The 24,822-nt window shown below is 71.3% G+C and carries 22 protein-coding genes and 1 pseudogene; 13 read left to right on the forward strand and 10 right to left on the reverse strand.

Features of this window, described 5'->3' with window-relative positions; all coding sequences use genetic code 11:
- Positions 1-292: 292 nt before the first annotated feature.
- Genes kdpF through QSK39_RS49170 form a run of 7 tightly spaced genes read left to right on the forward strand, consistent with a single transcriptional unit; the run spans position 293 to position 8,229 of the window.
- Positions 293-394, forward strand: coding sequence for a K(+)-transporting ATPase subunit F (gene kdpF / locus QSK39_RS49140; protein ID WP_247062298.1), 102 nt, complete (start codon positions 293-295; stop codon positions 392-394).
- Positions 394-2,055: a potassium-transporting ATPase subunit KdpA gene (gene kdpA / locus QSK39_RS49145; protein WP_285484740.1), complete on the forward strand. Its 1,662-nt coding sequence runs from the start codon at positions 394-396 to the stop codon at positions 2,053-2,055. The genes kdpF and kdpA overlap by 1 nt, the downstream gene beginning before the upstream one ends.
- Positions 2,052-4,097, forward strand: coding sequence for a potassium-transporting ATPase subunit KdpB (kdpB, locus tag QSK39_RS49150; RefSeq protein WP_285484741.1), 2,046 nt, complete (start codon positions 2,052-2,054; stop codon positions 4,095-4,097). Before kdpA ends, kdpB begins: the two co-directional genes overlap by 4 nt.
- A 5-nt stretch (positions 4,098-4,102) precedes the next feature.
- A complete protein-coding gene (locus QSK39_RS49155; RefSeq protein WP_285484742.1) occupies positions 4,103-4,714 on the forward strand; it encodes a potassium-transporting ATPase subunit C in 612 nt (203 codons plus the stop codon).
- Between the two features lie 4 nt (positions 4,715-4,718).
- On the forward strand, positions 4,719-7,247 hold the full coding sequence (locus tag QSK39_RS49160) for a sensor histidine kinase (protein WP_285484743.1): 2,529 nt from the start codon (positions 4,719-4,721) through the stop codon (positions 7,245-7,247).
- Entirely contained in the window at positions 7,244-7,942 is a 699-nt protein-coding gene (locus QSK39_RS49165; RefSeq protein ID WP_285484744.1) for a response regulator, read from the forward strand. Before QSK39_RS49160 ends, QSK39_RS49165 begins: the two co-directional genes overlap by 4 nt.
- Before the next feature lie 29 nt (positions 7,943-7,971).
- Positions 7,972-8,229 carry a hypothetical protein gene (locus QSK39_RS49170; RefSeq protein WP_285484745.1) on the forward strand — a complete coding sequence of 86 codons (258 nt, stop codon included), beginning with the start codon at positions 7,972-7,974 and terminating at the stop codon, positions 8,227-8,229.
- 165 nt (positions 8,230-8,394) lie between these two features.
- Here QSK39_RS49170 and QSK39_RS49175 read toward each other — a convergent pair whose 3' ends face one another.
- Positions 8,395-8,973 (reverse strand): hypothetical protein, encoded by a 579-nt coding sequence (locus tag QSK39_RS49175; RefSeq protein WP_285484746.1) that lies wholly within the window; start codon positions 8,971-8,973, stop codon positions 8,395-8,397.
- A gap of 238 nt (positions 8,974-9,211) precedes the next feature.
- Between QSK39_RS49175 and QSK39_RS49180 the strand changes: the two genes are divergently transcribed.
- Together QSK39_RS49180 and smc are read left to right on the forward strand one after the other, a co-directional pair.
- Entirely contained in the window at positions 9,212-9,499 is a 288-nt protein-coding gene (locus QSK39_RS49180; protein ID WP_285484747.1) for an acylphosphatase, read from the forward strand.
- A 169-nt stretch (positions 9,500-9,668) separates the two neighbouring features.
- Positions 9,669-13,271, forward strand: coding sequence for a chromosome segregation protein SMC (gene smc, locus QSK39_RS49185; protein ID WP_285484748.1), 3,603 nt, complete (start codon positions 9,669-9,671; stop codon positions 13,269-13,271).
- 4 nt (positions 13,272-13,275) lie between these two features.
- Here smc and QSK39_RS49190 read toward each other — a convergent pair whose 3' ends face one another.
- From QSK39_RS49190 to QSK39_RS49205, 4 genes are all read right to left on the reverse strand, one after another.
- A complete protein-coding gene (locus tag QSK39_RS49190) occupies positions 13,276-13,500 on the reverse strand; it encodes a hypothetical protein (protein ID WP_285484749.1) in 225 nt (74 codons plus the stop codon).
- Positions 13,501-13,556: 56 nt separating this feature from the next.
- A complete protein-coding gene (locus QSK39_RS49195) occupies positions 13,557-14,057 on the reverse strand; it encodes a DUF3455 domain-containing protein (RefSeq protein WP_285484750.1) in 501 nt (166 codons plus the stop codon).
- Positions 14,058-14,141: 84 nt separating this feature from the next.
- Positions 14,142-15,707 carry a sodium:solute symporter gene (locus QSK39_RS49200; RefSeq protein ID WP_285484751.1) on the reverse strand — a complete coding sequence of 522 codons (1,566 nt, stop codon included), beginning with the start codon at positions 15,705-15,707 and terminating at the stop codon, positions 14,142-14,144.
- A 15-nt stretch (positions 15,708-15,722) separates the two neighbouring features.
- On the reverse strand, positions 15,723-16,928 hold the full coding sequence (locus QSK39_RS49205) for an anhydro-N-acetylmuramic acid kinase (RefSeq protein WP_285484752.1): 1,206 nt from the start codon (positions 16,926-16,928) through the stop codon (positions 15,723-15,725).
- Between the two features lie 140 nt (positions 16,929-17,068).
- On the opposite strand from QSK39_RS49205, the gene ftsY reads away from it, so the two are divergent.
- On the forward strand, positions 17,069-18,337 hold the full coding sequence (gene ftsY / locus QSK39_RS49210; protein ID WP_285484753.1) for a signal recognition particle-docking protein FtsY: 1,269 nt from the start codon (positions 17,069-17,071) through the stop codon (positions 18,335-18,337).
- Between the two features lie 96 nt (positions 18,338-18,433).
- On the opposite strand, the pseudogene QSK39_RS49215 reads toward ftsY, so the two are convergent.
- Both QSK39_RS49215 and QSK39_RS49220 read right to left on the reverse strand, forming a co-directional pair.
- A pseudogene (locus QSK39_RS49215) lies at positions 18,434-18,526 on the reverse strand (leucine zipper domain-containing protein); the annotation flags it as partial.
- Between the two features lie 40 nt (positions 18,527-18,566).
- Entirely contained in the window at positions 18,567-19,052 is a 486-nt protein-coding gene (locus QSK39_RS49220) for a hypothetical protein (protein ID WP_285484754.1), read from the reverse strand.
- 147 nt (positions 19,053-19,199) lie between these two features.
- On the opposite strand from QSK39_RS49220, the gene QSK39_RS49225 reads away from it, so the two are divergent.
- A complete protein-coding gene (locus tag QSK39_RS49225) occupies positions 19,200-19,703 on the forward strand; it encodes a GNAT family N-acetyltransferase (RefSeq protein ID WP_285484755.1) in 504 nt (167 codons plus the stop codon).
- Between the two features lie 119 nt (positions 19,704-19,822).
- Here QSK39_RS49225 and QSK39_RS49230 read toward each other — a convergent pair whose 3' ends face one another.
- Together QSK39_RS49230 and QSK39_RS49235 are read right to left on the reverse strand one after the other, a co-directional pair.
- The gene (locus QSK39_RS49230; protein ID WP_285484756.1) at positions 19,823-19,963 is read right to left on the reverse strand and encodes a hypothetical protein; all 141 of its coding nucleotides are present in this window, start codon (positions 19,961-19,963) and stop codon (positions 19,823-19,825) included.
- Between the two features lie 43 nt (positions 19,964-20,006).
- Positions 20,007-20,783: an IclR family transcriptional regulator gene (locus tag QSK39_RS49235; RefSeq protein WP_285484757.1), complete on the reverse strand. Its 777-nt coding sequence runs from the start codon at positions 20,781-20,783 to the stop codon at positions 20,007-20,009.
- Positions 20,784-20,896: 113 nt separating this feature from the next.
- Between QSK39_RS49235 and aceB the strand changes: the two genes are divergently transcribed.
- Entirely contained in the window at positions 20,897-22,474 is a 1,578-nt protein-coding gene (gene aceB, locus QSK39_RS49240; RefSeq protein WP_285484758.1) for a malate synthase A, read from the forward strand.
- Entirely contained in the window at positions 22,474-23,661 is a 1,188-nt protein-coding gene (locus tag QSK39_RS49245; RefSeq protein WP_285484759.1) for a DUF6986 family protein, read from the forward strand. The genes aceB and QSK39_RS49245 overlap by 1 nt, the downstream gene beginning before the upstream one ends.
- Here the strand turns inward: QSK39_RS49245 and QSK39_RS49250 are convergent.
- Positions 23,647-24,822, reverse strand: coding sequence for a DUF2786 domain-containing protein (locus tag QSK39_RS49250; protein WP_285484760.1), 1,176 nt, complete (start codon positions 24,820-24,822; stop codon positions 23,647-23,649). The two genes, QSK39_RS49245 and QSK39_RS49250, sit on opposite strands and share 15 nt — an antisense overlap.

The raw sequence follows: 24,822 nt of genomic DNA on the forward strand, positions 1-24,822 counted from the left end.
TCACTCGGTGTGTCGTGAGTCACTAGCCGACTGCATACAGTGAGTGCTGGGCAAACGTTTGCGTGACGCCCGCCACCGGCCATAAAGACGGCGTAAATGGGTGTCAGGAACGCATCAAGAGGCCGTCAGCCGCAGGTCGGGACGGGCTCTCCCGGCCGCACAGTGAACGCGTCCGGTCACCGAACCCGGTGACCCGTCTTGAGAGGTGCCCTGTGGCCGACTTGCTCTACGCCGTCCTGCTGATCGGCGTGTTCGTGGTGCTCGCGCTGGCGCTGCGCGGGCTGGAGAAGCTGTGAGCGGCGCGGGAACCGTGGCCAACGTCGTCGGCGGGCTGCTGGCGCTGGGCCTGCTCGTCTACCTGTTCGTCGCCTTGATCAGGCCGGAGAAATTCTGATGTCCGACACTGCGGCCGGGCTCATCCAGCTCGGCCTCCTCCTCGTCGCCCTCGCCGTGGTCTACAAGCCGCTCGGCGACTACCTGGCGCGCGTCTTCTCGACCGAGAAGCACTGGAAGCTCGAAAAGGGCCTCTACAAGCTCTTCCGCGTCGACCCGGACTCCGAACAGCGGTGGCCGACCTACGCCGCGGGCGTGCTCGGCTTCTCGTTCGTCTCGGTCGTCCTGCTCTACCTGCTGCAGCGGCTCCAGCCGCTCCTGCCGTGGAGCCTGGGCCGCGGCTCGGTGAGCCCGGGCGTCGCCTTCAACACCGCGGTTTCCTTCGTCACCAACACGAACTGGCAGTCCTACGTCCCCGAGACGACGATGGGCCACTTCGTGCAGATGGCCGGGCTGACCGTGCAGAACTTCCTGTCGGCCGGCGTCGGCCTCGCCGTGGCGATCGCGGTGACGCGCGGGTTCGTCCGGGCGAAGACCGACCGGCTCGGCAACTTCTGGGTGGACCTCACGCGCGGCACGATCCGCGTCCTGCTGCCGATGGCCTTCGTGTTCGCGATCGTGCTGGTCGCGCTCGGCGTCGTGCAGAGCCTCAAGGCCGGCGTCGCCGTGACGAACCCGGACGGCAGCCAGAGCACCATCGCCCTGGCCCCGGCGGCGAGCCAGGAGGCGATCAAGGAGCTCGGCACCAACGGCGGCGGCATCCTCAACGCCAACTCCGCGCACCCGTTCGAGAACCCCAACGCCTGGACCAACCTGATCGAGCTGTTCCTGATCCTGGTGATCCCGGTCAGCCTGACCCGCGCGTTCGGCAAGCTGGTCGGCAAGCCCAAGCAGGGGTACGTCCTGCTCGGCGTGATGAGCCTGCTGTGGGCCGCGTCGCTGGCGATCATCTGGTTCTCCGAAGCCAACGCGAGCAACCCGGCCGCACTGGCCGCGGGCGCGAGCATGGAAGGCAAGGAACAGCGGTTCGGCATCGGCTTGACGTCGATCTTCGCCGACACGACCACCGGCACGTCGACCGGCGCGATCAACGGCGCCCACGACAGCCTCTCCGGCCTCGGCGGCGGGGGACCGCTGCTCAACATGCTCTACGGCGAGATCTCGCCCGGCGGCGTCGGCACCGGTCTCTACGGGATCCTGGTCATGGCCATCATCGCGATGTTCCTGGCCGGCCTGATGGTCGGGCGCACGCCGGAGTACCTGGGCAAGAAGCTCGGCAAGCGCGAGGTCACCTGCGCGGCGATCGCCATGCTCGCGATGCCGACCGTGGTCCTCCTCGGCTCGGGAATCGCGCTGCTCCTGCCGGACACGGCGGGCGCGCTGGGCAACGGCGGCGCGCACGGCCTGTCCGAGATCCTCTACGGCTACGCGTCCACCGGCAACAACAACGGCAGTGCGTTCGGCGGCCTGACCGCGACGAACGACTGGTTCCAGTCGTCGTTCGGCGTCGCCATGGCGATCGGCCGGTTCGTGCCGATCCTCGCCGTGCTCTGCCTGGCCGGTTCGCTGGCCGCCCAGCGCAAGGTGCCCGAAACCGCGGGCACCCTGCCCACCACCGGGCCGCTGTTCGCCACCATGCTCACCGGCACGGTGGTGCTCGTCGCGGCCCTCACGTTCATCCCGGCGCTCGCGCTCGGGCCCATCGCGGAGGCACTCGCATGACCGTCACCGAAGAACGACCCCAGGTGACTCCGGCCGAAACCACGAGCAAGGTCGGCGCGGGCGTGTTCACCCCCCGCCAGCTCTGGACGTCCCTGCCGGACGCGTTCCGGAAGCTCAACCCGAAGCACCAGCTCGGCAACCCCGTGATGTTCGTGGTGTGGGTGGGCTCCGCGCTCACCACCGTCTTCGCGATCACCGACCCGAGCGTGTTCACCATCCTGATCGCCGTGTGGCTGTGGTTCACGGTCCTCTTCGCGAACCTCGCCGAGGCTGTCGCCGAAGGGCGCGGCAAGGCGCAGGCGGAATCCTTGCGGCGGTCGAAGAAGGAGACCGTCGCGCGCCGGCTCACCGACACCGGCGAAGAGCAGGTGCCCGGGGTCGACCTGAAGATCGGCGACTTGGTCGTCGTCGAGGCGGGCCAGGTGATCCCGGGCGACGGCGACGTCGTCGAGGGCATCGCGACCGTCGACGAGTCGGCCATCACCGGCGAGTCCGCCCCGGTCATCCGCGAGTCCGGCGGCGACCGGTCGGCGGTCACCGGCGGCACGACCGTGCTGAGCGACCGGATCGTCGTCAAGATCACGACCAAGCCCGGCGAGTCCTTTGTGGACCGCATGATCGCGTTGGTGGAAGGCGCCTCCCGGCAGAAGACGCCGAACGAGATCGCATTGACGATCCTGCTCTCGACGTTGACGATCATCTTCCTGCTCGCCGTCGTGGCGCTGCAGCCGATGGCCCGCTACTCCGGGTCCGAGCAGTCCGTGATCGTGCTGACCGCGCTGCTCGTGTGTCTCATCCCGACGACGATCGGCGCGCTGCTGAGCGCCATCGGCATCGCGGGCATGGACCGGCTGGTGCAGCGCAACGTCCTGGCGACGTCCGGCCGCGCGGTGGAGGCCGCCGGTGACGTCTCGACGCTGCTGCTGGACAAGACCGGCACCATCACCTTCGGCAACCGCCGGGCCACCGAGCTGATCCCGGTCGGAACGTCCACACCGGACGAACTCGCCCGCGCGGCCCGGCTGGCCAGCCTCGCCGACGAAACCCCCGAGGGACGCAGCGTCGTCGAGCTGACCGAGGCCCACGCGGGTGACGACGTGCACGGCGAGTTCGTCCCCTTCACGGCGCAGACGCGGATGAGCGGGCTCGACGTCGGCGACCGCCGGATCCGCAAGGGCGCCGCGAGTGCCGTTCGCGCGTGGGTGCGTGAGAACGGCGGCGAGTTCCCCGACGAGACCGAGCGCGTGGTCGACGAGATCAGCGCCCAGGGCGGCACGCCGCTCGTCGTGGCCGAGGACACCGTGGTGCGCGGCGTGATCCGGCTGTCCGACGTCGTCAAGCCGGGCATGAAGGAGCGCTTCGGGGAACTGCGGGCGATGGGCATCAAGACGGTGATGATCACCGGCGACAACCCGCTCACCGCCAAGGCCATCGCCGCCGATGCCGGTGTCGACGACTACCTCGCCGAGGCCAAGCCCGAAGACAAGATGGCGCTCATCAAGCAGGAGCAGGAGGGCGGGCGCCTGGTCGCGATGACCGGCGACGGCACCAACGACGCGCCCGCGCTCGCGCAGTCCGACGTCGGCGTCGCGATGAACACCGGCACGTCGGCCGCGAAGGAGGCCGGCAACATGGTCGACCTCGACAGCGACCCGACGAAGCTGATCGAGATCGTCGAGATCGGCAAGCAGCTGCTGATCACCCGCGGCGCGCTGACCACGTTCAGCGTCGCCAACGACCTCGCCAAGTACTTCGCGATCCTGCCCGCGATGTTCACCGGCATCTTCGCCCAGCTCGGCGCGCTCAACATCATGCACCTGGCCACGCCGAAGTCGGCGATCCTCTCCGCGGTCATCTTCAACGCGCTGATCATCGTCGTGCTCATCCCGCTGGCCCTGCGCGGCGTGCGGTACAAGCCGTCGTCGGCCTCGGCCCTGCTGCGCCGCAACCTGCTCGTCTACGGCCTCGGCGGGATCGTCAGCCCCTTCCTCGGGATCTGGCTGATCGACCTGCTCGTGCGCCTCATCCCTGGAATCGGGTGACTCTCGTGAACACTCTCGTCAAGCAGACCTGGGCCGGGCTGCGCGTCCTCGTCGTGCTGACCGTCCTGCTCGGGATCCTCTACCCCCTGGCGGTGTGGGCGATCGCCCGCATCCCCGGCCTGGAGGGCAACGCCGAAGGCTCGGTCGTCACGCAGAACGGCCAGGCGGCCGGGTCGTCGCTCATCGGCGTCGACCCGGTGCCGGCCGACCCGGCGCACGACCCGTGGTTCCACAACCGCCCCTCGGCGCTCTCGAAGGACGCGCTCGGCCCCGGTGACCCGTCGACCTCCGGCGCGTCCAACAAGGGCCCGTACAACGAGGACCTCGTGAAGACCATCCAGGAGCGGCGCGACGCCATCGCCAAGCGCGAAGGCGTGTCACCCGACCAGGTACCGCCGGACGCGGTGACGGCGTCGGGTTCCGGCCTCGACCCGGCGATCAGCGTGGCCTACGCCGACCTCCAGATCGCCCGCGTCGCCCGCGTGACGGGGTTGCCGGCGGACCGGGTGAAGCAGCTGGTCGAAGCGAACACCTCCGGGGCGGGGATCGGTGTCCCCGGCGTGAATGTGCTCCAGCTCAACTTGGCCGTGCAAGCCGCGGCCGGAGGGGCACACTGACAGCGTGACCAGTACGAAGAAGCCGCGCCGAGGGGAGCTGAGGATCTACCTCGGCGCGGCTCCGGGCGTCGGCAAGACCTTCGCCATGCTCGGCGAAGCGCGGCGCCGCCTCGACCGCGGCACCGACGTCGTCGTCGGGCTGGTGGAGACGCACGGCCGCGAGAAGACCGCGGTGCTGCTCGACGGCCTCGAGGTCGTCCCGCGGCGGCACGCCGGGCACCGCGGCCGCGAGTTCGACGAGATGGACGTCGACGCCATCCTCGCCCGCGCACCCGAGGTCGCCGTCGTCGACGAGCTCGCGCACACCAACGTGCCGGGCTCGCGCAACGCCAAGCGCTGGGAGGACGTCGAGGAGCTGCTGGCCGCCGGGATCGACGTCCTGTCCACGGTCAACGTCCAGCACCTGCAGAGCCTCAACGACGTCGTCGAGCGGATCACCGGCGTCACCCAGCAGGAGACCGTGCCGGACGAGGTCGTCCGCCGCGCCGAACAGCTCGAGCTGGTCGACATCACCCCGGAGGCGCTGCGGCGGCGGCTCGCGCACGGCAACGTCTACCCGGCCGAGCGGATCGACGCCGCGCTCGGCAACTACTTCCGCCCCGGCAACCTCACCGCGCTGCGCGAGCTCGCCCTGCTCTGGGTGGCCGACCAGGTCGACGTCGCCCTGCAGCGCTACCGCGCCGAGCAGAGCATCACCGACACCTGGGAGGCGCGCGAACGCGTCGTCGTCTCCATCACCGGCGGCGCGGAGAGCGAGACGCTCATCCGCCGCGCCAGCCGGATCGCCACCCGCGCCGGCGCCGAGCTGCAGGTCGTCCACATCCTGCGCGGCGACGGCTTGTCGGGGCTCGGACCCGCCGCGATCGCCCGCTGCCGGACGCTGGCCGAAGAGGTCGGTGCGACGTTCCACACGGTCGTCGGCGACGACGTCCCGACCGCGCTGCTGGACTTCGCCCGCGGCGTCAACGCGACCCAGCTGGTGATCGGCACCTCGCGGCGTTCACGCGTGGCACGGCTGTTCGACGAGGGCATCGGCGCCGGCGTCGTGCGGCAGTCCGGGTCGATCGACGTCCACATGGTCACCCACTCCGAGGCGGGCGGGCGCCTGCGGGCCCGGCTGAGCGCGAGCCCGCTGGGGTTCTCGCGGCTGGTCGCGGGCTGGGTGCTCAGCGTCGTCCTGCCGGTGCTGGTCACCGTCGTCGGGGTCTTCATCCCGGCCGGGCTCGACTTCGCCACCGACGTCATCTCCTACGTGCTGGCCACCGTCGTCGTCGCGCTGGTCGGCGGCCTCGGGCCGGCGCTGGCCGCGGCCGTGCTCGGCGCCGGGCTGCTCAACTTCTTCTTCACGCCGCCGCTGTACACGCTCAACGTCCACACCCCGCAGAACCTCGTGACGCTCATCGCGATGGTCGTGGTCGCGGTGCTCGTCGCGCTGGTCGTCGACCAGGCGGCGCGCCGGGCCACGCAGGCGGCGCGGGCGCGGACCGAGGCGGCGCTGCTCGCGTCCTACGCGCGGACCGTGCTGACCCACGCCAACCCGATCGAGCGGTTGCTGGAGAAGGTCCGCGAGAACTTCGCGCTGACGTCGGTGACCCTGCTGGAGAAGCAGGAAGGCGAATGGCGCGGGGTCGCGACGGCGGGGGAGCACCCGTGCGCCGACCCGGACGAGGCCGACGTCGACATCGCCGTCACCGCCGACGTGCACCTGACCCTGCGCGGGCGGGCGCTCCCGGCGGCCGACCGGCGGGTGCTGGAAGCCGTGGCCGGGCAGGCGTTGCTCGCCCTGCGCCAGCAGCGGACGGCCGCCGCGGCGGCTCGCGCCGAGCGCAAGGCCGAGGCGACCGAGCTGCGCACGACGCTGTTGTCCGCGGTCGGGCACGACCTGCGGACGCCGCTGACGTCGATCAAGGCGTCCATCGGCAGCCTGCGCGCGCCCGATCTCCGGCTGTCCGAAGAGGACACCGCCGAGCTGATGGAGGCCATCGAACTGTCGGCCGACCGGCTGGCCGGGCTGATCGACAACCTGCTCGATTCGTCCCGGCTGGCCACCGGCGCGGTGAAACCGCACCTGCGTCCGGTCGGCTACGACGAGGTCGTCGCGCACGCGTTGTCCAATGTGGACTCGTCGGAGGCGGTGCGGGTGGCGGTCGACGACCAGCTCCCGGCGGTGCTCGCCGACCCCGGCCTGCTGGAGCGGGTGGTGGCGAACGTGCTGGACAACGCCCTGCGCCACGGCGGCGCCCCGGTGTCCGCCCGGGCGTCGGCGCACTCCGGCCAGGTGGAGCTGCGGATCGTCGACCACGGCAAGGGGCTGCGCAAGGGGACCGCGGACTCGGCGTTCGCGCCGTTCCAGCGCCTCGGCGGCGACCGGGACGCGACGCCGGGCGTCGGGCTCGGGCTGTCGGTGGCGAAGGGGTTCACCGAAGCGATGGGCGGCACGATCCGCGCCGAGGACACGCCGGGCGGCGGGCTCACGGTCGTGGTTTCCCTGCCTGCTTTCAGCGTCGAGTTCGAAGAGGAGGGCGTGCGATGAGCGACCCGGGTGCCACCGTGCTGGTGGTGGACGACGAGCCGCAGATCGTGCGGGCGCTGCGGATCAACCTGAACGCCCGCGGCTACAAGGTGATCACCGCCCACGACGGCACGGCCGCGCTCAAGGCGGTGGCCGAGACCAAGCCGGACGTCGTCGTGCTCGACCTCGGCCTGCCGGACCTGGACGGCACGGAGGTGATCGCCGGCCTGCGCGGCTGGACGACGGTGCCGATCATCGTCCTGTCGGCCCGCGGCGACTCGGCCGACAAGGTCCAGGCCCTCGACGCGGGCGCGGACGACTACGTCACCAAGCCGTTCGGCATGGACGAGCTGCTGGCCAGGTTGCGGGCGGCGGTCCGCCGCTCGGCGGTGACGGGCGCGGACGACGCGGACGCGGTGGTCGAGACGTCGTCGTTCAGCGTGGACCTGGCCGCGAAGAAGGTCCGCCGCACCGACGGCGTCGAGGTGCACCTGACGAAGACCGAGTGGGGGGTGCTGGAGCTGCTGGTCCGCAACCGAGGGCGGCTGGTGGCGCAGAAGCAGCTGCTGCACGAAGTGTGGGGGCCGACGTACGAGCGCGAGTCCCACTACCTGCGGGTCTACCTGGCCCAGCTGCGGCGCAAGCTGGAGCCCGAGCCCTCGCGGCCCAAGCACCTGCTCACCGAGCCCGGGATGGGTTACCGCTTCGAGGTCTAGGACGGCCGTCGACGGGGTACCTCACCGGCATGAGGCCGTCGAAGAAGTGGTGGACGGGGTGGGAACGCATCCCGCCGGTGCTCGTCCTGCTGCTCGCCGTGGGGTGGACCTTCGGCGCCCTCGCCTGGATCGTGACGGCTTTCGACAGTGGCGACGTCACCTGGGCGAGGTGGCTGCGGATCGCCTCGGCACTGGCAGGCGGCCTGCTCGCGGTCTACTTCTGGGCGCTGTACGCCCGCGTGCACCGGCGGTCACCCCGCCGGACCTTGGGCAGCCCGCTGGGCTGACCGGGACGGAAACACCGAAGGCCACCGCCGCGGCGGTGGCCTTCATTGCTGTGTCCAGCGTTCCCGGGCGGCCGCGCGGATGTGGCCTTCGGTGCGCCAGACGCAATCGAGGCGGCCTTGGCTGCGTTCAACACATCCAAGGCTGCCTCGAGGCGGTCGGACTTCCTACTGCGCGTGCGTGGTGCTCCCGGTCGGTGTCGCGGTGTCGGACGTGGGGCCGGTCGGCGAACCCCCGGTGCTCGGGCCGCCGCCGCTCGGGGTGGTCGGTGTCGTCGGGGGCGTCGACGTCGGGTCCGGCGTCGTGGTCGGCGGCGTCGTCTTGGTCGTCGGCGGGGGCGTCGTCTTCGGCGTCGTCTGCGGCGGCGGGTTGCCCGTGTCGTCGCGGGGTGGTGGGGGCGGGTCGGCGTGGGTGACCACCGTGGTCGTCGTCTTGCCGTCCGGGCTGATCGACACCACCGTGCTCGGCGCCGTCGAGGAGGTCGCCGACGACTCCGACGTCGGCGCGCCGGCCGTCGACGGGCCGGTGGACGACGGGGTGTTCGGCACCGTCTGCAGGCCGGCCTGCGAGGTGCCCTGGCCGCCGGTGCCGCCGGTGCCGCCCGCGGTGGTGGCGGGGTCCGGGCCGGCGAGCTCGGCGACCGCGGCGAACGCGGTCGCGACCACCAGACCGGCCACCCCGAGCACGACGTACCCGGTGCGGTTCGGTTTGCTGCTCTTCGGCGGGGCGGTGTCGATCCTGGTCACGTGCGAGCTCGATGCGGACCCGTCGGGGCGGGGCATTGCAGGCTCCTCGGGGGTTCGGGAGAGGCGCGTTGTTCTCAAAGATGCAGCGAGGCCGTGAATCGATCACTGCTTCCCCGGGTGGGGGAACCCGGGAGGACGACCTCGGCGGCGAGGTTATCACCGTCGGTGCCCTATTCGCCCAGGTAGTAGGCCTGCGTGATCACTGTGTGCAGTCGAAGTGTCCGGAAAGGATGAAAGCGTGCGTGAGGAACAAACGAACACCCGGTTGACGGCGTGGGTCCGCGGGCGGGTGCAGGGTGTCGGTTTCCGCTGGTGGACCCGCAGCCGGGCGCTCGAGCTCGGACTGGTGGGCAGTGCGCGGAACATGCCCGACGGGCGTGTCGAGGTTATAGCGGAGGGTGATCGAGACAACTGTGAGCGGTTGCTGGCCGCCCTCCGGTCCGGAGAATCACCCGGAAGTGTGGAGAACGTCGTCGAGCGCTGGTCCGACCCGAAAGGGGGACTCAGCGGCTTCCTGGAACGCTGATGCAGGCCTTGGTACTTCCGGGGCGGGTGTGGCGCACGAGGTTGCTGAGGCCTCTGCCGATGTGCTAGGGCGCGCCGAGGAGGGGACGCGTCCGGCGGTCCCCGGAGGCCCCCGGGTAGCCTGGGACGATTGAATCGCCAGTACCGGCAGCCAGAGGGGTCAGCACCCAGTGCACCTGAAAAGCTTGACGCTGAAGGGCTTCAAGTCCTTCGCCTCGGCCACCACGCTGCGCTTCGAACCGGGCATCACCTGCGTGGTCGGGCCGAACGGCTCGGGCAAGTCCAACGTGCTGGACGCCCTGCGCTGGGTCATGGGCACCCAGGGCGCGAAGGACCTGCGCGGCGGCAAGATGGAGGACGTCATCTTCGCCGGCACCGCGGGCCGCGCCCCGCTCGGCCGCGCCGAGGTCACCCTCACCATCGACAACGCCGACGGCGCGCTCCCCATCGAGTACGCCGAGGTGTCGATCACCCGCCGGATGTTCCGCGACGGCGCGAGCGAGTACGAGATCAACGGCGACCGCTGCCGCCTGATGGACGTCCAGGAGCTGCTGTCGGACTCCGGCATCGGCCGCGAGATGCACGTCATCGTCGGCCAGGGCCAGCTCTCGGCGATCCTCGAATCCAAGCCCGAGGAGCGCCGCGCCTTCATCGAAGAGGCCGCCGGCGTCCTCAAGCACCGCAAGCGCAAGGAACAGACCCTGCGCAAGCTGGCCAACATGCAGGGCAACCTCGACCGCCTCGGCGACCTCACCACCGAGCTGCGCCGCCAGCTCAAGCCGCTCGGCAAGCAGGCCGAGATCGCCCGCAAGGCCCAGTCCGTGCAGTCCGAGCTGCGCGACTCCCGCCTGCGCCTGCTCGCCGACGACCTGGTCACCCAGCGGGACACGATCTCGCGCGACGAGGCCGACGAGAAGACCGCCCGCCAGCGCCGGGCCGAGGTCGAGCAGACCCTCGAGGTCGTCTCAGCCGAGGAAACCGAGCTGGAGTCGTCGCTCGCCGAGGACGCGCCGCTGCTGCAGACCGCGCAGGAGACCTGGTACAAGCTGTCCGCGCTGGCCGAGCGCCTGCGCGGCACCGTCCGGCTGGCGATCGAGCGGCAGCGCCACCTCTCGGCCGACGTCTCGACGGCCACCGGCGGCCGCGACCCCGAAGAACTCCTGGAGGAGGCCGAGCGGGTCGCCGAGCAGGAAGAGGAGCTCAACGAGGCCGTCATGGAGGCCCGGGAGCTGCTCGCCCAGACCGTGCTGCGGCGCGAAGACCTCGAACAGCGCGTCCAGGCCGCCGAGCGCGCGCACTGGGCCGCCGTCCGCGCCATCGCCGACCGCCGCGAGGGCATGGCCAAGCTGACCGGCCAGGTCGAGGCGCTGCGCAGCAAGAACGGCGCCACCTCCGACGAGATCGACCGCCTCAGCGTCTCCCTCGAAGAGGCCGCCGAGCGCGCCGAGATCGCCGTCGAAGAGATGGAGCTGGCCAAGGCGGAGGGCGGCGTCGAGGAGTCCGACGACTCCGGCCTGATGGACCACCACGACCGCGCGGTCGAGGCCAACAACGCGGCCAAGGCGCGCGTCGAAGAGCTGGTCAAGGCCGAGCGCACCGCCGAACGCGAGATCGCGTCCGAGAAGGCACGCGTCGAGGCGCTGTCGATGGGCCTGCGGCGCAAGGACGGCGCGGGCGCGCTGCTCGGCGCGTCCCACGAGCTGCCGGGCCTGCTCGGCTCGGTCGCCGCGCTGCTGACCGTCGAGCCGGGCTACGAGGTCGCGCTGGCCGCGGCGCTCGGCCCGGTGGCCGACGCCGTCGCCGTCACCGGCGGCGAAGACGCCCTGCGCGCGTTGAAGTACCTGAAGGACACCGACTCCGGCCGTGCCGGCATCCTGCTCGGCGGGCCCGAGTCCACTGTGGACACCTACTCGTGGCCCGCGCTGCCGGAAGGCGCGCGCTGGGCCCGCGAGGTCGTCACGGCGCCCGCGCAGCTGCGGCCCGCCGTCGAGCAGGCGCTCGAGAAGCTCGCCCTGGTCCGCGACCTCGAGTCGGCGCGCCACCTGGTCGCGGTGCACCCGGAGGTCCGGGCGGTCACGGCCGAGGGGGACGTCTTCGGCGCCCGCTGGGCGATCGGCGGCTCCGGCAAGCGCGAGAGCGTGATCGAGGTCCAGGCCGCCGTCGACGAGGCGGGGGAGCGGCTCCGCACGGCCGAACGCTCGCTGGAGCGCTACGCGGCCGAGCTGGAAGGCGCCCGCGCCGAGCAGCAGGCGCGGCGCGAGGAGGTTTCGCAGGCCAAGGACGCCCTCGGCGAGGCCAAGGTCCGCAAGGCCCGGTCGTCGGAGCGGCTCAGCCGGCTGCAGCAGGCGGCCCGCCAGGCCCAGGCGGAGGTCGAGCGGTTCAGCGGCCAGCGCGCGAAGGTCGAGCAGAGCCGCGTACAGGCGCTGGCCCAGCTCGCCGAGCTGGAAGAACGGCTCGCCGCGGTCGCCGAGCAGCCCGTCGAGGACGACCCGGACACCGCCGAGCGTGACGCCGCCGTCGAGGAGCTGGCCGTCGTCCGGCAGGAGGAGATGGAGGCGCGGCTCGCGCAGCGCACCTCCGAAGAGCGGGCGCGCAGCATCGCGGGCAAGGCCGAGGGCCTGCGCCGCGCCGCGCACGCCGAGCAGCAGGCCCGTGAACGCGCCGAGCGCGCCGCCGCCAACCGCAAGCGCGGCGCCGAGATCGCCAACGCCGTCGTCAACGGCGGCGAGATCGCGCTCGACCGCATCGAGCACTCCGTCCAGCGCGCGGCCACCGAACGCGACCAGGTCCAGGCCCGCCGCCAGAGCCGCGAAGCCGCGCTGACCAGCGTCCGCGCCAAGGTCCGCGAGCTGACCGGCGAGCTGGAGAAGCTGACCGACGCCGTCCACCGCGACGAGGTGCTGCGCGCCGAGCAGCGGCTGCGGCTGGAGACGCTGGAAGCGAAGATCGCCGAGGACTTCGGCATCGGCCTCACCGATCTCGTCCAGGAGTACGGCCCGGACGTCCCGGTCCCGCCGAGCGCGGGCGAGATGGCCGAGTACGAAGCGGCGAAGGACCGCGGCGAGGACGTCACCCCGCCGCCGCCGATGCCCTACGACCGCGACACCCAGGCCCGCCGTGCGAAGCGCGCCGAGAAGGACCTTTCCCTGCTGGGCAAGGTGAACCCGCTCGCGCTGGAGGAGTTCGCGGCGCTGGAGGAGCGGTACAAGTTCCTCTCCACGCAGCTGGAAGACCTCAAGGACACCCGCAAGGACCTCGAAGCGGTCATCAAGCAGGTCGACGAGAAGATCCTCGAGGTCTTCGCCGGGGCCTACGCGGACGTGGCCCGCGAGTTCGAGACGGTGTTCAGCGTGCTGTTCCCGGGCGGCGAGGGCCGGATGGTCCTCACCGAGCCGGACGACCTGCTGGCCACCGGCGTCGACGTCGAAGCGCGCCCGCCGGGCAAGAAGGTCAAGCGGCTCTCGCTGCTGTCCGGTGGCGAGAAGTCGCTGGTCGCGGTGGGCATGCTGGTCGCGATCTTCCGCGCCCGGCCTTCACCCTTCTACGTCATGGACGAGGTCGAGGCCGCGCTGGACGACACCAACATGCGCCGGCTGATCGGGCTGCTGGAGCAGCTGCGCGACTCGTCGCAGCTGATCATCATCACCCACCAGAAGCCGACCATGGAGATCGCCGACGCGCTCTACGGCGTGAGCATGCAGGGCGACGGCATCACGAAGGTGATCTCGCAGCGGCTGCGCACGGCCGACGACGAGCCGGTCGCGGTCGGCTGAGGCGTCACATCTCGTCTTCGCGTGGTGCGCGGCGCTCGTCGCCGCGCACGCGTGGCTCGTAGGTGCTGAGATCGTTGCCGATGCTCCCGGCGTCGCCCAGCTGCGGCCGCCGTCCGCCGGGCCGGAGCATGCCGTGCCTGGCGCCGCGCTTGCGGTCCAGCCGGTCCATGACCAGGCCGATCACGAGCAGCACGGCGAGGACCACGCCGATCCCGATGAAGAACCCCATGTGAGACCCCCTCTCCCGCTCCCAGGTTACGGGAGCGGGAGAGGGCTCACATCCGCTTATCCGGCGACCCAGAAGGCGTAGTCGGCCGAGTAGCGGACCGCCGTCTGCGCGCCGTCGGTGCAGGTCCCGGCCGGAGCCAGCCCACCCCGCGTGTTCAGGCGCTGGACGTAGGTCACCTTGCCGAAGACGCCGTCACCGGTGTTCAGGTTCGCCTTGAGCAGCAGCTCCGGGATCGCGCCGTCCCGCGGCGAGTTCGCCACCGCCGCCGCGCCGACCGTGCTTCCGTCCACGATGGACGTCCACACCGGACCCTTGCTGTGCAGGGCCACCGGCTTCCCGTGTTTCGACAGCACCGCCGCGGGCTGGATCAGCGCCCACGCACCGGCGGTGCACCCGTAGATCTGCACGCCTTCGGCGGGGTACGTCGCGATGGCGTGGTTGCCCGCGGGAACCTTGATCGCTTCCGGCACCGTCGCCGGTGCGGGGGTGGCCGAAGCCGTCGCCGCGCCGCCGAGCACCAGGGCGCCGACCGCGAGCGCCACCGTCATCCGTTTCATGGATCCACCTTCGATTCCTCCCGCCGCTTTTCGGCGGGCACCCGCAGACCGACACGGGCGCCCGCCGGAAACGGTTCAGAAGGATCAGGCGGCGGGGACCTCCGCGGTTTCCCCGGCGGCATCGGCTTCGGCCGCCTTCGGGTCCGGTGTCCGGTGCCGCAGCGCCAGCAAACCGCCCACGACCAGCGTGATCACCACGCCGAGCAGCGTGTACCAGGGGTAGGCCAGCGCGACCTTGTCCCCGGCCGCCTTGGAGAAGTCGATCCCGATCAGCCCGCCGGTCTTCGCGTTGAACTTCACGCCGAGGATGACGAACGCCATCACCACGACCGTGGCGACGAACGCGATGATCGCGTCCACCTGCCGGGCCTTCTTGATCAGCAGCCCGAGCAGGAACGACCCGAGCAGCGCGCCGTAGGTGTACCCGGTGATGGCCAGGCCGAGCTCGATCACCGAGTTCTTCGTGGTCGAGAACAGCGACGCGAACACCGCGAACACGACCGCCCAGATCAGCGTCCACATGCGACCGTGCTTGAGCAGCTTCGAATCCTCCGGTGAGCGCTTGGTGAAGCGCTGGTAGAGGTCGGCCACCGTCGACGTCGAAAGGGCGTTGAGCGCGGACGCGAGCGCACCCATGGTCGAGGCGAGCACCCCCGCGATGAGCAGGCCCGAGACGCCGACCGGCAGGTCGTCGATGATGAACCGCGAGAACACGTCGTCCGGGCTCTGCAGGCCGAGCTGCGCGACCGACTTGCGGCCGTTGAACACCCACAGCATCGCCCCGACCAGCAGGAACAGCGCGAACTGGATGGTCACGATGATGCCGCTGCCGATGAGCGCCTTCTGGCCGTCGCGCAGGCTGCGCGTCGCCATCAGCCGCTGCGCGATCAGCTGGTCCGCGCCGTGCGAGGCCATGGACAGCGCCGCGCCGCCGAGCACCGCCGTGATGAACGCGTACGGGCTGGTCAGCAGGTTCTTCGTGAAGTCGACGAGCATGAACTTGCCGTCGTCGGACGCCTGCGTGAACCAGTCGCCGGGCAGCTTGTTGAGCAGCACGATCGCGGCCACCGCCGCGCCGCCGAGGTACAGCGTCAGCTGGATGACGTCGACCCAGACGACCGCCTTGATGCCGCCGATGTAGGCGTAGATCAGCGTCAGCGCGGTCAGGATCACCACGATCACCCAGTAGTCCAGGTGGATGTTGTAGTGCCCGAGGATCACCTTGATCGGGATCGCGCCGGCGAACAGGCGGACACCCTCGGCGAGCAGCCGGGTGATCACGAACGTCACCGACGCCGTGCCCTGCAGCCCGGAGCCGAACCGCTTGCCCAGGAAGGCGTACGCGCTCACGAGGTTGCCGCGGAAGTACCGCGGCAGCAGCACGAACGCGGCGATGACCCGGCCGATGATGTAGCCGAAGGCCAGCTGCAGGAACAGGAACGCGTTGCCGAAGACGAGCCCCGGCGTGCTGATCACGGTGAGCGTCGAGGTCTCCGTGGCCACCACGGACAGCATCACCGCGCCCCACGGGAGGCTGCGCTCGCCGACGAAGTAGTCGGCCGCCGACCGTTGCTTCCGGCCGACGAGCACGCCTATCAGCGGCATCGCCGCCAGGTAGACCACGATGATGGCGAGGTCAACACCGCGCATGGACTTCTCCTACTGTCATCCGGCCTTCTCCGCGACTCGCAACCGCGTCACGGTGCCCCCCAGCGGGGCGGGAAGGATCAGGGGCCCGGCACCCGGGACGAGCGCGCCGAGCAGGCGCGGTCCGCGGGCACCGGTCGCGGACGGCACCGTACCGGGGACGCCGCACCAGGTCAGCCAGCCGAGCAGCGCGGTGAGGTACGCCTCTTTGCCGGCGCCGGGCAGGCCGAGGTCGTCGCTGGTCTTGAGCACGGACGGCAGGTTCCGGGCGAGCGCCGTCATCAGGGCCGGGTTCGCGACGCCGCCGCCGGAGGCGATCACCGTCGTGACGCCGTGGCGCTTGCACTCGTCGGCGACGGTCACGGCGGTGAACTCGGTCAGCGTCGCCAGCAGGTCACCCGGCTCGACCGGCGGCAGCCCGGCGAGGGCGGCGTCGAGGTAGGGCCCGTTGAAGTACTCCTTGCCGGTGGACTTCGGCGGCGCGGCGGCGAAGTACGGGTCGGCGAGCAGCCGGGTGAGCAGGTCGGAGCGCACCGACCCGCCGAGCGCGAGCCGGCCGTCGACGTCGCTGCGCTGCCCGCTGACGCGGTGGGCGGCGAGGTCGAGCAGCGCGTTGGCGGGCCCGGTGTCGTAGGCGATCGCCGGCTCGTCGCCGGTGACCACGGTGATGTTCGCGATACCGCCGAGGTTGAGCGCGGCGACCGGCCGGCCGCCGTCCTGGGCCAGGCCGCGCAGCCACAGCTGGTCGAACGTGCTCGCCAGGGGAGCGCCGTGGCCGCCCGCGGCGACGTCGCGGGCCCGCAGGTCGGCCAGCACCGGCAGCCCGGTGCGTTCGGCGATCCAGGCGGGCTGGCCGAGCTGCAGCGTGCCGTGGACGTGCCCGTCCTCGACCCAGTGGAACACCGTCTGGCCCAGTGAGGCGACGAGGTCCGCCTTGCCGCCGGCCAGTTCTTCGGCGCCGCGCGCGGCCGCGTCCGCGAAGGCCTGGCCGACGCCGGTGTCGAGCCGCGTCAGCTCGCCGGCGGTGCAGGGGTTCGGCGGCAACGCGGCGAGCAGGCCTTCGCGCAGCGGGTCCGGGTAGGGGACGTCGAGCTCGCCGAGCGGGGTGAGGACCACGGTGCCGTCTTCGGCGTGCAGGTCGGCGGCGGCCACGTCGATGCCGTCGATCGACGTGCCCGAAATCAGCCCGATCACCCGGAAGCCGTGGCCCGCGCTCATCCCCATCCGGAGGGGTTTAGTGCAGGGGCCCTGGTGGCGCAACCCCGCGTGGTGAAGTCTTGGCCCAATCGGGATCTACGTCGTTACGAATTGCCTGTGCGGACGGGGTGTCCGGGTCTGTGGGGTGCGGATGAAAGGATGGGCGGGTGTCGAGCACCTGGTTCCTGTTCGTAGTCCTCGCCGTCGTCGTGCTGGTCGCCCTCCTGGTGACCGGCCTGCTGGTCGCGCGCCGGCGCCGGATCAGCCTGGACGCCCAGCGCGAGGTCGAGGAGAAACCGAAGGGCGGCTCCTACGCGGCCAGCGGGGGCATCGCCCTCGCACCCGGCGGGACCGAGGTCGAGCACCCGGTCGAAGAGCGCCCGGAGACCGACGGCCAGCCCGCGGTCGGTGACGACGCGGCGGTCCCGCGTGACTCGGCGCAGCGCACGGTGCGCGACGTCAAGCTGCCGGACGAACCCGCGCCGGACGTCGCCGAAGAGATCGACCCGGCGACCGGCCGCCTGGAGCGGCTGCGCGGCCGGCTGTCGAAGTCCCGCTCGGTGTTCGGGACCAGCCTGCTCGGCCTGCTCGGCGCGGGCGACCTCGACGAGGACTCCTGGCAGGACGTCGAAGACACCCTGCTGATGGCCGACCTGGGCGCGGCCACCACGACCCAGATCGTCGAGCGGCTGCGCGACGAGCTGTCCCGCCGCGCGATCCGGTCGTCGGCCGAAGCGCGCGAGGTGCTGCACGAGGTGCTGACGGCCCAGCTGTCCACCGACAGCGAGCGCGCGGTGCGGGCACTGCCGCACATCGTCGACGGGCAGAAGCAGCCCGCGGTGGTCCTGGTGGCGGGCGTCAACGGCACGGGCAAGACGACGACCACGGGCAAGCTCGCCCGCGTCCTGGTGGCCCAGGACAAGACGGTGGTGCTGGGCGCGGCGGACACGTTCCGCGCGGCGGCGGCCGACCAGCTGCAGACGTGGGCCGAGCGCGTGGGCGCGGAGGTCGTCCGCGGCAAGGAAGGCGCGGACCCGGCGGCGGTGGCGTTCGACGCGGTGAAGCGCGGCGTGGACACCGGCGTGGACGCGGTCCTGATCGACACGGCGGGCCGGCTGCACACGAAGACGGGCCTGATGGACGAGCTGGGCAAGGTCAAGCGCGTCGTGGAGAAGCAGGCGAAGGTCGACGAGGTCCTGCTGGTGCTGGACGCGACGACGGGCCAGAACGGACTGATGCAGGCCCGGGTGTTCGCCGAGGTCATCGACGTGACGGGGATCGTCCTGACGAAGCTGGACGGCACCGCCAAGGGCGGCATCGTGTTCCAGGTCCAGCGGGAGCTGGGAGTGCCGGTGAAGCTGGTCGGGCTCGGCGAGGGCCCGGACGACCTGGCGCCGTTCGAGCCGGGCGCGTTCGTGGACGCCCTGCTCGGCTAGCTGTGATGTCCGGGGAGGTTGGTCAGCCGGGTGACCGGCGGCTTGCCGCGGGACAGGCGGTCGATCGACAGCGGGTCAGCACCGCGTGCACGGTCGAGGCGGGCAGGCCGGGCTGTGGTGCGGGCGGGAGCTGCGGCCGGCCATTCCGGCCGGGCCTTCATCGCGGTAGCGGTCTACCCACTTCGCGGCGGGTTTTGGCGGTGACCATGAACGTCCCTGAACATCACGGCTAGACCCGGAAGAGCGGCGTCCCGTCAGCCTTGCGCAGGCCCAGTTGCAGCAGCACCGGCGCGGTCGGGCGGTGGACCGGGATGAGGAACGGCGACGTCTGCCGCGCCGCGACCGTCAGGCGGGACCAGCCGATGCCCTGCAGCGTCGGGCCGGAGCGGGTGCGCCGCAGCGGGTCGACGATCATGGCCGCGCCGAAGTAGTGGCCGCCCGGCACCGAGATGCGGGCGGTGTGGCCCAGGACGAACGAGAACACCGTGCCCGTGCGGCTGCCGTCCTCCTGCAGCGTCAGGATCACCGGCGTGCGCCCCTTCGTCGGGACGTGGTGCCGCACGGAGATTTCGACGGTCCCCGCCGCGGTCTTCGGCGGGCGCGGCCACACGGGTGACAGCGGCGAGCCGTCGAGCGCGCGGTCGACCAGGCGGTCCAGCAGGTTCGAAGCGGCGCCCTGGGCGAGCCAGGTCAGAGCGCCGGTGTGCGTGTCCATGCGGCCTCCGCCGATATTCAGGTGACGGGCGCCCGTGCGGCGGCGCACACTCCGGGGATGCCCGGTTGACGCAGTGCGCTTTTCGCTCGTGCCCCTCCTCGTAACAGACGCCCCAAAGCCGTCATTCGCTACGAGAGAGGACCCATCATGACTGTCATCACCGGCGAACGGGTGCGGTTGCGCCCGATCGTCGCAGCGGACCGCGCCCGCGTGCGCGAGATCCTGGCCACCCCGGAGGTCGCCCGCTGGTGGGGCGACCCCGACACCGAGACCGAAGGCCTGTACATCGTCGAGGACGGGTACACGTGCTACGTCATGGAGTTCGACGGCGTGGTCGTCGGGCTGATCCAGAGTTGCGAGGAGCTGGATCCGCAGTACCGCCACGCGGGCATCGACATTTCGGTGCACCCGGACTTCCACGGCCGCGGAATCGGCACGGACGCACTCCGGGCGCTGGCCCGCCACCTGCTCGAAACCGGCGGCCACCACCGCCTGACGATCGACCCGTCGGCATCCAACGAGACGGCGATCCGGGTGTACACGAAGGTGGGCTTCCGCCCGGTGGGCCTGATGCGCAACTACGAGCGCGCCCCGGACGGCACCTGGCGCGACGGGCTGTTGATGGATTTGCTGAAGGGTGAGCTGACCTGAGTCGTCAGTCCTTGTCGATGACCCGCTGGAGGAGCTGGACGATGTGCTCGATTCGTTTGTCCAGCTCAGCGAATCCGCGGTCCACCGTGTGCTCGAGGCCGTCGGGTTCGCGCCCGATCTCACCTAAGTCGGGCCTTGAGGCATCCCAGCTTCCGGCCGATGTCCAGCTGAGTCTCGAGCATGTCGTCGAGCAGGGTCTTCTGCTCGCTGAGGATCCGCCGGATCTCGGTGCGCCGATCGGCGCGGAACAGGTCGGGCACATCGCTCAGAATATCGCGCAGAGTGATCGGTCTTTACGTACCGTCAGACCGTGACCGCCGACTGGGAGAGGCTCGCGCCCAGTGCGTCCGCCACCCGCTGTACCGCCGGGGCGATGTGTGCCACCGCCTCGGCGGTCAGCCGCCCCGACGGCCCCGATACCGACACCGCCGCCGGCACCGGCGCGCCCGGCACCGCGACCGCGACGCACCGGACTCCCAGCTCCTGCTCCGCCTCGTCCAGCGCGTACCCCTGCGAAGCAATCCGCGAAAGCTCCACCGCCAGCGCGTCCGCGTCGGTGAACGTGTGCTCGGTATAGGCCGGCATGCCGGTCCGCGAGAGCAGCTCACGCACGTCGGAAACCGGCAGGTGGGCCAGCATCGCCTTGCCCACTCCCGTGCCGTGCGGCAGCAGCCGCCGGCCTACCTCGGTGAACATGCGCATCGAGTGCTTCGACGGCACCTGGGCCACGTACACGACTTCGTCGCGCTCCAGGACCGCCAGGTTCGCCGTCTCGCCGACCTCCTCGACCAGCTCCGCCAGCAGCGGCCGCGCCCACGCGCCGAACTGCATGCTCGCGTTCTCGCCGAGCCTGATCAGGCGCGCGCCCAGCGCGTAGCGGCGGTTCGTGTTCTGGCGGACGTACCCGAGGTCGACCAGGGTGCGGATGAGCCGGTGGATCGTCGGCATCGGCAGCCCGGACAGCGTCGCGAGCTCCGACAGGCTGGCCTCCCCGCCGGTGTCCGCGAGGTGTTCCAGCAGCTCGAAGGCACGCTGCAGGGACTGGACGCCGCCGTCGCGTCCGTTCTTCTCCGCTGCCACCGGTGGCCCTCCTTACGTCGGCGTTGAGGTTCCGCTATGCAGAAACTATAGTCCGGCTGGTAGAAAACCGTAGGGCCGTTATCCAAAGATCCGAACCTTCGAGGTGTTTCCCCATGTCTTCTGAAGTCCAGGTGCTGGGCGAGCCGGTCGAGCGCGGTGACGAGATCCTCACGCCCGAGGCGCTCGACTTCCTCGCCGGCCTGCACGACGCGTTCGCCGGCCGCCGCGACGAGCTGCTCCAAGCGCGGAGCAAGCGGCGCGAGGAGGCCCGGACCACCGGCAGGCTCGACTTCCTGCCGGAGACGAAGGAGATCCGTGACGGCGACTGGCAGGTCGCCGGCGCCCCGCCCGCGCTGCGCGACCGCCGCGTCGAGATCACCGGGCCGACCAGCCGCAAGATGACCATCAACGCGCTCAACTCCGGCGCGAAGGTCTGGCTCGCCGACCTCGAGGACGCCAACACCCCGCACTGGGCGAACGTCGTGTCCGGCCAGGTCAACCTGTACGACGCCGTCCGCGAGACGATCACCCTCGAGAGCGGCGGCAAGAGCTACGCGCTCAAGGACGACGTCGAGCACGCCACGATCGTGGTCCGCCCGCGCGGCTGGCACCTCCCCGAGCGCGGCCTGTCCTTCGGCGGCCGCGAAGCCGTCGGCGCGCTCGTCGACTTCGGCCTGCACTTCTTCCACAACGCGGCCGAGCAGCTCGAGCGCGGCAAGGGCCCCTACTACTACCTGCCGAAGATGGAGAGCCACCTCGAAGCGCGGCTCTGGAACGACGTCTTCACCCACTCGGAGAAGGCACTCGGCATCGAGCACGGCACCGTCCGCGCGACCGTGCTGATCGAGACCATCCCGGCCGCGTTCGAGATGGAAGAGATCCTCTACGAGCTGCGCGAACACGCCTCGGGCCTCAACGCGGGCCGCTGGGACTACCTGTTCAGCGTGATCAAGTACTTCCGCGACGCGGGCGAGAGGTTCGTGCTGCCGGACCGCAACTCCGTCACCATGACCGCGCCGTTCATGCGTGCCTACACCGAGCTGCTCGTGCGCACCTGCCACAAGCGCGGCGCGTTCGCGATCGGCGGCATGGCCGCGTTCATCCCGAGCAAGGACCCCGAGGTCAACCAGGGCGCCTTCGACAAGGTGCACGCCGACAAGTCCCGCGAGGCCGGCGACGGCTTCGACGGCTCCTGGGTCGCGCACCCGGGCATGGTCGAGCTCTGCAAGGAGGAGTTCGACAAGGTCCTCGGCGACGAGCCGAACCAGCTCGGCCGCACCCGTGACGAGGTCAGCGTCACCGCCGACCAGCTCCTGGACGTCGCTTCGACGCCGGGTGGCGCGACGGCGGGCGGCCTGCGTGCCGCGGTCGACGTCGGCGTCCGCTACATCGCGTCCTGGCTGAGCGGCAACGGCGCGGCGGCCATCCACAACCTCATGGAAGACGCGGCGACGGCGGAGATCTCGCGCTCGCAGATCTGGCAGTGGGTCAAGAACGGGACCACTTTGGACACCGGCGACGTCGTGACGTCGGAGCTGGTGCGCGGCGTGCTGGCCGACGTCCGCGGCGAGCTCGCCCGCGAGCTGCCCGCCGACCGGCTGCTGCCGGCCATCGAGCTGTTCGAGCAGGTCGCGCTGGCCGACGAGTTCCCGGACTTCCTGACGCTGCCCGCCTACGAGCGGATCAAGTAGTGCGTCTTCCCGACGACGTCTACGCCGCCGCCGACGCGCGCCTGGCCGAGGCCGACGCGCGCGTCGCGGCGGCGTACCCGGGGGAGCGGCCGGGGCGCCAGCCGGTGCACACGGTGTACGTCCCGGCGTCGCAGTACCGCACGCGCCTGGTCGCCGACTGGGGCAAGCAGGCGATGCGCGTCTTCATCGAGCACGGCGACCTCCTCGGCGTCGACGCGGACGTGTACGAACGCGTCCGCGCGAAGCTGCTGACCGAGCCGATCGAGGACCTCCGGATCGACTTCGAAGACGGCTTCGGCCGCGTGCCCGACGACGTCGAGGACGCGGCCGCGCGGGCGGCGGGCCAGACCCTGGCCACCACCGGCGGGACGCCGTTCTGCGGTATTCGCTTCAAGAGCTTCGAAGCGGCGACGCGCCGGCGTGGCATCCGCACCCTGGACCTGTTCCTGGGGGCGCTGCTCGAGAACGGCCCGCTGCCGCCCGGGTTCGTCGTCACGCTGCCGAAGGTGACGGCGGTCGAGCAGGTGGCGGTGGCCGCGGAAGTCCTGGCACGCCTGGAATCCGCGTACGACCTGCCGGAGAACACGCTGCGGTTCGAGGTCCAGATCGAGACGGCTCAGTCCATTGTGGACCTCGACGGGACCCTGTCCGTGGCGCGGATCGTGCAGGCCGCAGCAGGCCGGTGCACCGGTTTGCACTACGGGACGTACGACTACAGCGCGGGCCTCGGCATCGCGGCGGCGTACCAGAGCATGGAGCACCCGGCGGCGGACCTCGCCAAGGGCCTGATGCAGGTCGCGGCGGCGGGCACCGGCGTCCGCCTGTCGGACGGCTCGACGAACAAGCTCCCGATCGGCGACGCGCTTCCCGGCGCGTGGGCCGAGCACCTGCGCCTGGTGCGGCGATCTTTGGAACGCGGCTTCTACCAGGGCTGGGACCTGCACCCGCACCAGCTGCCGACGCGCTTCGCGGCGACGTACGCGTTTTACCGCGAAGGATTCCCGGCCGCGGTGGACCGCCTGCGTGCCTACGCCGACAAGCAGTCCGGGGGAGTCCTGGACGAACCGGCGACGGCCCAGGCACTGGCGGTGTACCTGCTGCGCGGCCTCGACTGCGGGGCGCTCGACGAGGGTGAGCTGGCGTTCGGGCGGCCGGAGCTGGAGAAGTACGCGCTACGGCTTGCCTGAGAGCCGGGCGCGGTCGGCGGCGGACCGGCCGGCGTGCCAGCCCTCGTCGCTGCGCACGGTCACCGACTTGCCCACCACCTGGGGAAAGAGCGTGGTGAAGGCCGCGTTCACCCTCAGCTCGTGCGACGCCAGCACCGGCAGCAGCCGGTCCGGGTCCGCCGCGGCCGTGAGCGTGGCCGCGGCAGCCTTTTCCAGGCGCTCGCCGACGCGGGTGGCGTAGGAGACGAGGAACGACTTCCGGAACGCCCGGTCCCGGCCGGCCGGGTCGGCGATCATCGCCCGCGTCGCCTGGACGAGCAGCGACGTCGTCAGCAGCGCGACGGCGGCCAGGTCGTCCTCGTCGCCGACGACGGTGACGAAGTCCCAGCGCGCGTCGAAGACGGCCCGGCAGCGGTTCGCCTTGGCGACCACGTGGACCAGCAGCGACTTGGCGTCGACGTACGGCGTGTCGAGCCAGATCCGCCGGGACGCGGGCGCGTCGGGCGCGGCCTCGCCGGCCTCGACCAGCACGCGGTCGAAGGCGTACCGGGTCATGAGCTCCTGCGCCTTCGCCGAAAGGGCCTCGGCTTCGTCCGGGAACGAGCTCGACTCGGCCTTCGCGAGCAGCGCGCGGACCCGGCTCAGCTTCTTCTCGTCGACGCCGTGGTGCAGCGGACGCCTCGGGGGCGCGCTTCCCAGCGGTGGCAAGGTCGTCAGGAACCCCAACGCTTCGATGACGGAGGTCAGCGCCTCGGCCGGGGTCAGGATGTGCTTCGCCGCCCACTGCGGCAGGTGCGGCTCGGACTCCGCCCACCAACGGACGGCACCGACCTCGTCGAGCTGGTCGCTCGCGGACGGTTCCGAATACGCGGCCAGGGTGTCGAGCACGAAGGACCGGGCGAACTCGTCGACGCGCCGCCGGGCCGCTTGGTCGAGGTCCTCGGGCAGCCAGCCGCCCCGGCAGGCCCGGGCGATCAGCTGCCGCCCGGCCCGGCGGGCCCCTTCGGCCGCCTCGGCCGGCAGTTCGAGGTCCGGCGCCAGCCGGTTCGCACTCTTCCCGGCGGCGCCGCGGACTCCCCGCGCGGTCTCGTAAGCGGCAGCCAGCAGGGCGTCGCCGAATTCTTCGGCGGTCGCGGGCCGCGGGGTCTCCTCGGCCGGGATGCGTCGCTTCTGCTTGCCCAC

The sequence above is a fragment of the Amycolatopsis sp. NBRC 101858 genome (assembly GCF_030269325.1).
GTDB lineage: Bacteria > Actinomycetota > Actinomycetes > Mycobacteriales > Pseudonocardiaceae > Amycolatopsis > Amycolatopsis ponsaeliensis.

Coding starts and splice junctions, on each gene's coding strand:
- QSK39_RS49195 (WP_285484750.1), bottom strand. CDS start 14,057: ATGAAACGGATGACGGTGGCGCTCGCGGTCGGCGCCCTGGTGCTCGGC.
- QSK39_RS49220 (WP_285484754.1), bottom strand. CDS start 19,052: ATGGACACGCACACCGGCGCTCTGACCTGGCTCGCCCAGGGCGCCGCT.
- QSK39_RS49165 (WP_285484744.1), top strand. CDS start 7,244: ATGAGCGACCCGGGTGCCACCGTGCTGGTGGTGGACGACGAGCCGCAG.
- aceB (WP_285484758.1), top strand. CDS start 20,897: ATGTCTTCTGAAGTCCAGGTGCTGGGCGAGCCGGTCGAGCGCGGTGAC.
- QSK39_RS49190 (WP_285484749.1), bottom strand. CDS start 13,500: ATGGGGTTCTTCATCGGGATCGGCGTGGTCCTCGCCGTGCTGCTCGTG.
- QSK39_RS49170 (WP_285484745.1), top strand. CDS start 7,972: ATGAGGCCGTCGAAGAAGTGGTGGACGGGGTGGGAACGCATCCCGCCG.
- QSK39_RS49200 (WP_285484751.1), bottom strand. CDS start 15,707: ATGCGCGGTGTTGACCTCGCCATCATCGTGGTCTACCTGGCGGCGATG.
- kdpB (WP_285484741.1), top strand. CDS start 2,052: ATGACCGTCACCGAAGAACGACCCCAGGTGACTCCGGCCGAAACCACG.
- QSK39_RS49205 (WP_285484752.1), bottom strand. CDS start 16,928: ATGGGGATGAGCGCGGGCCACGGCTTCCGGGTGATCGGGCTGATTTCG.
- kdpA (WP_285484740.1), top strand. CDS start 394: ATGTCCGACACTGCGGCCGGGCTCATCCAGCTCGGCCTCCTCCTCGTC.
- QSK39_RS49225 (WP_285484755.1), top strand. CDS start 19,200: ATGACTGTCATCACCGGCGAACGGGTGCGGTTGCGCCCGATCGTCGCA.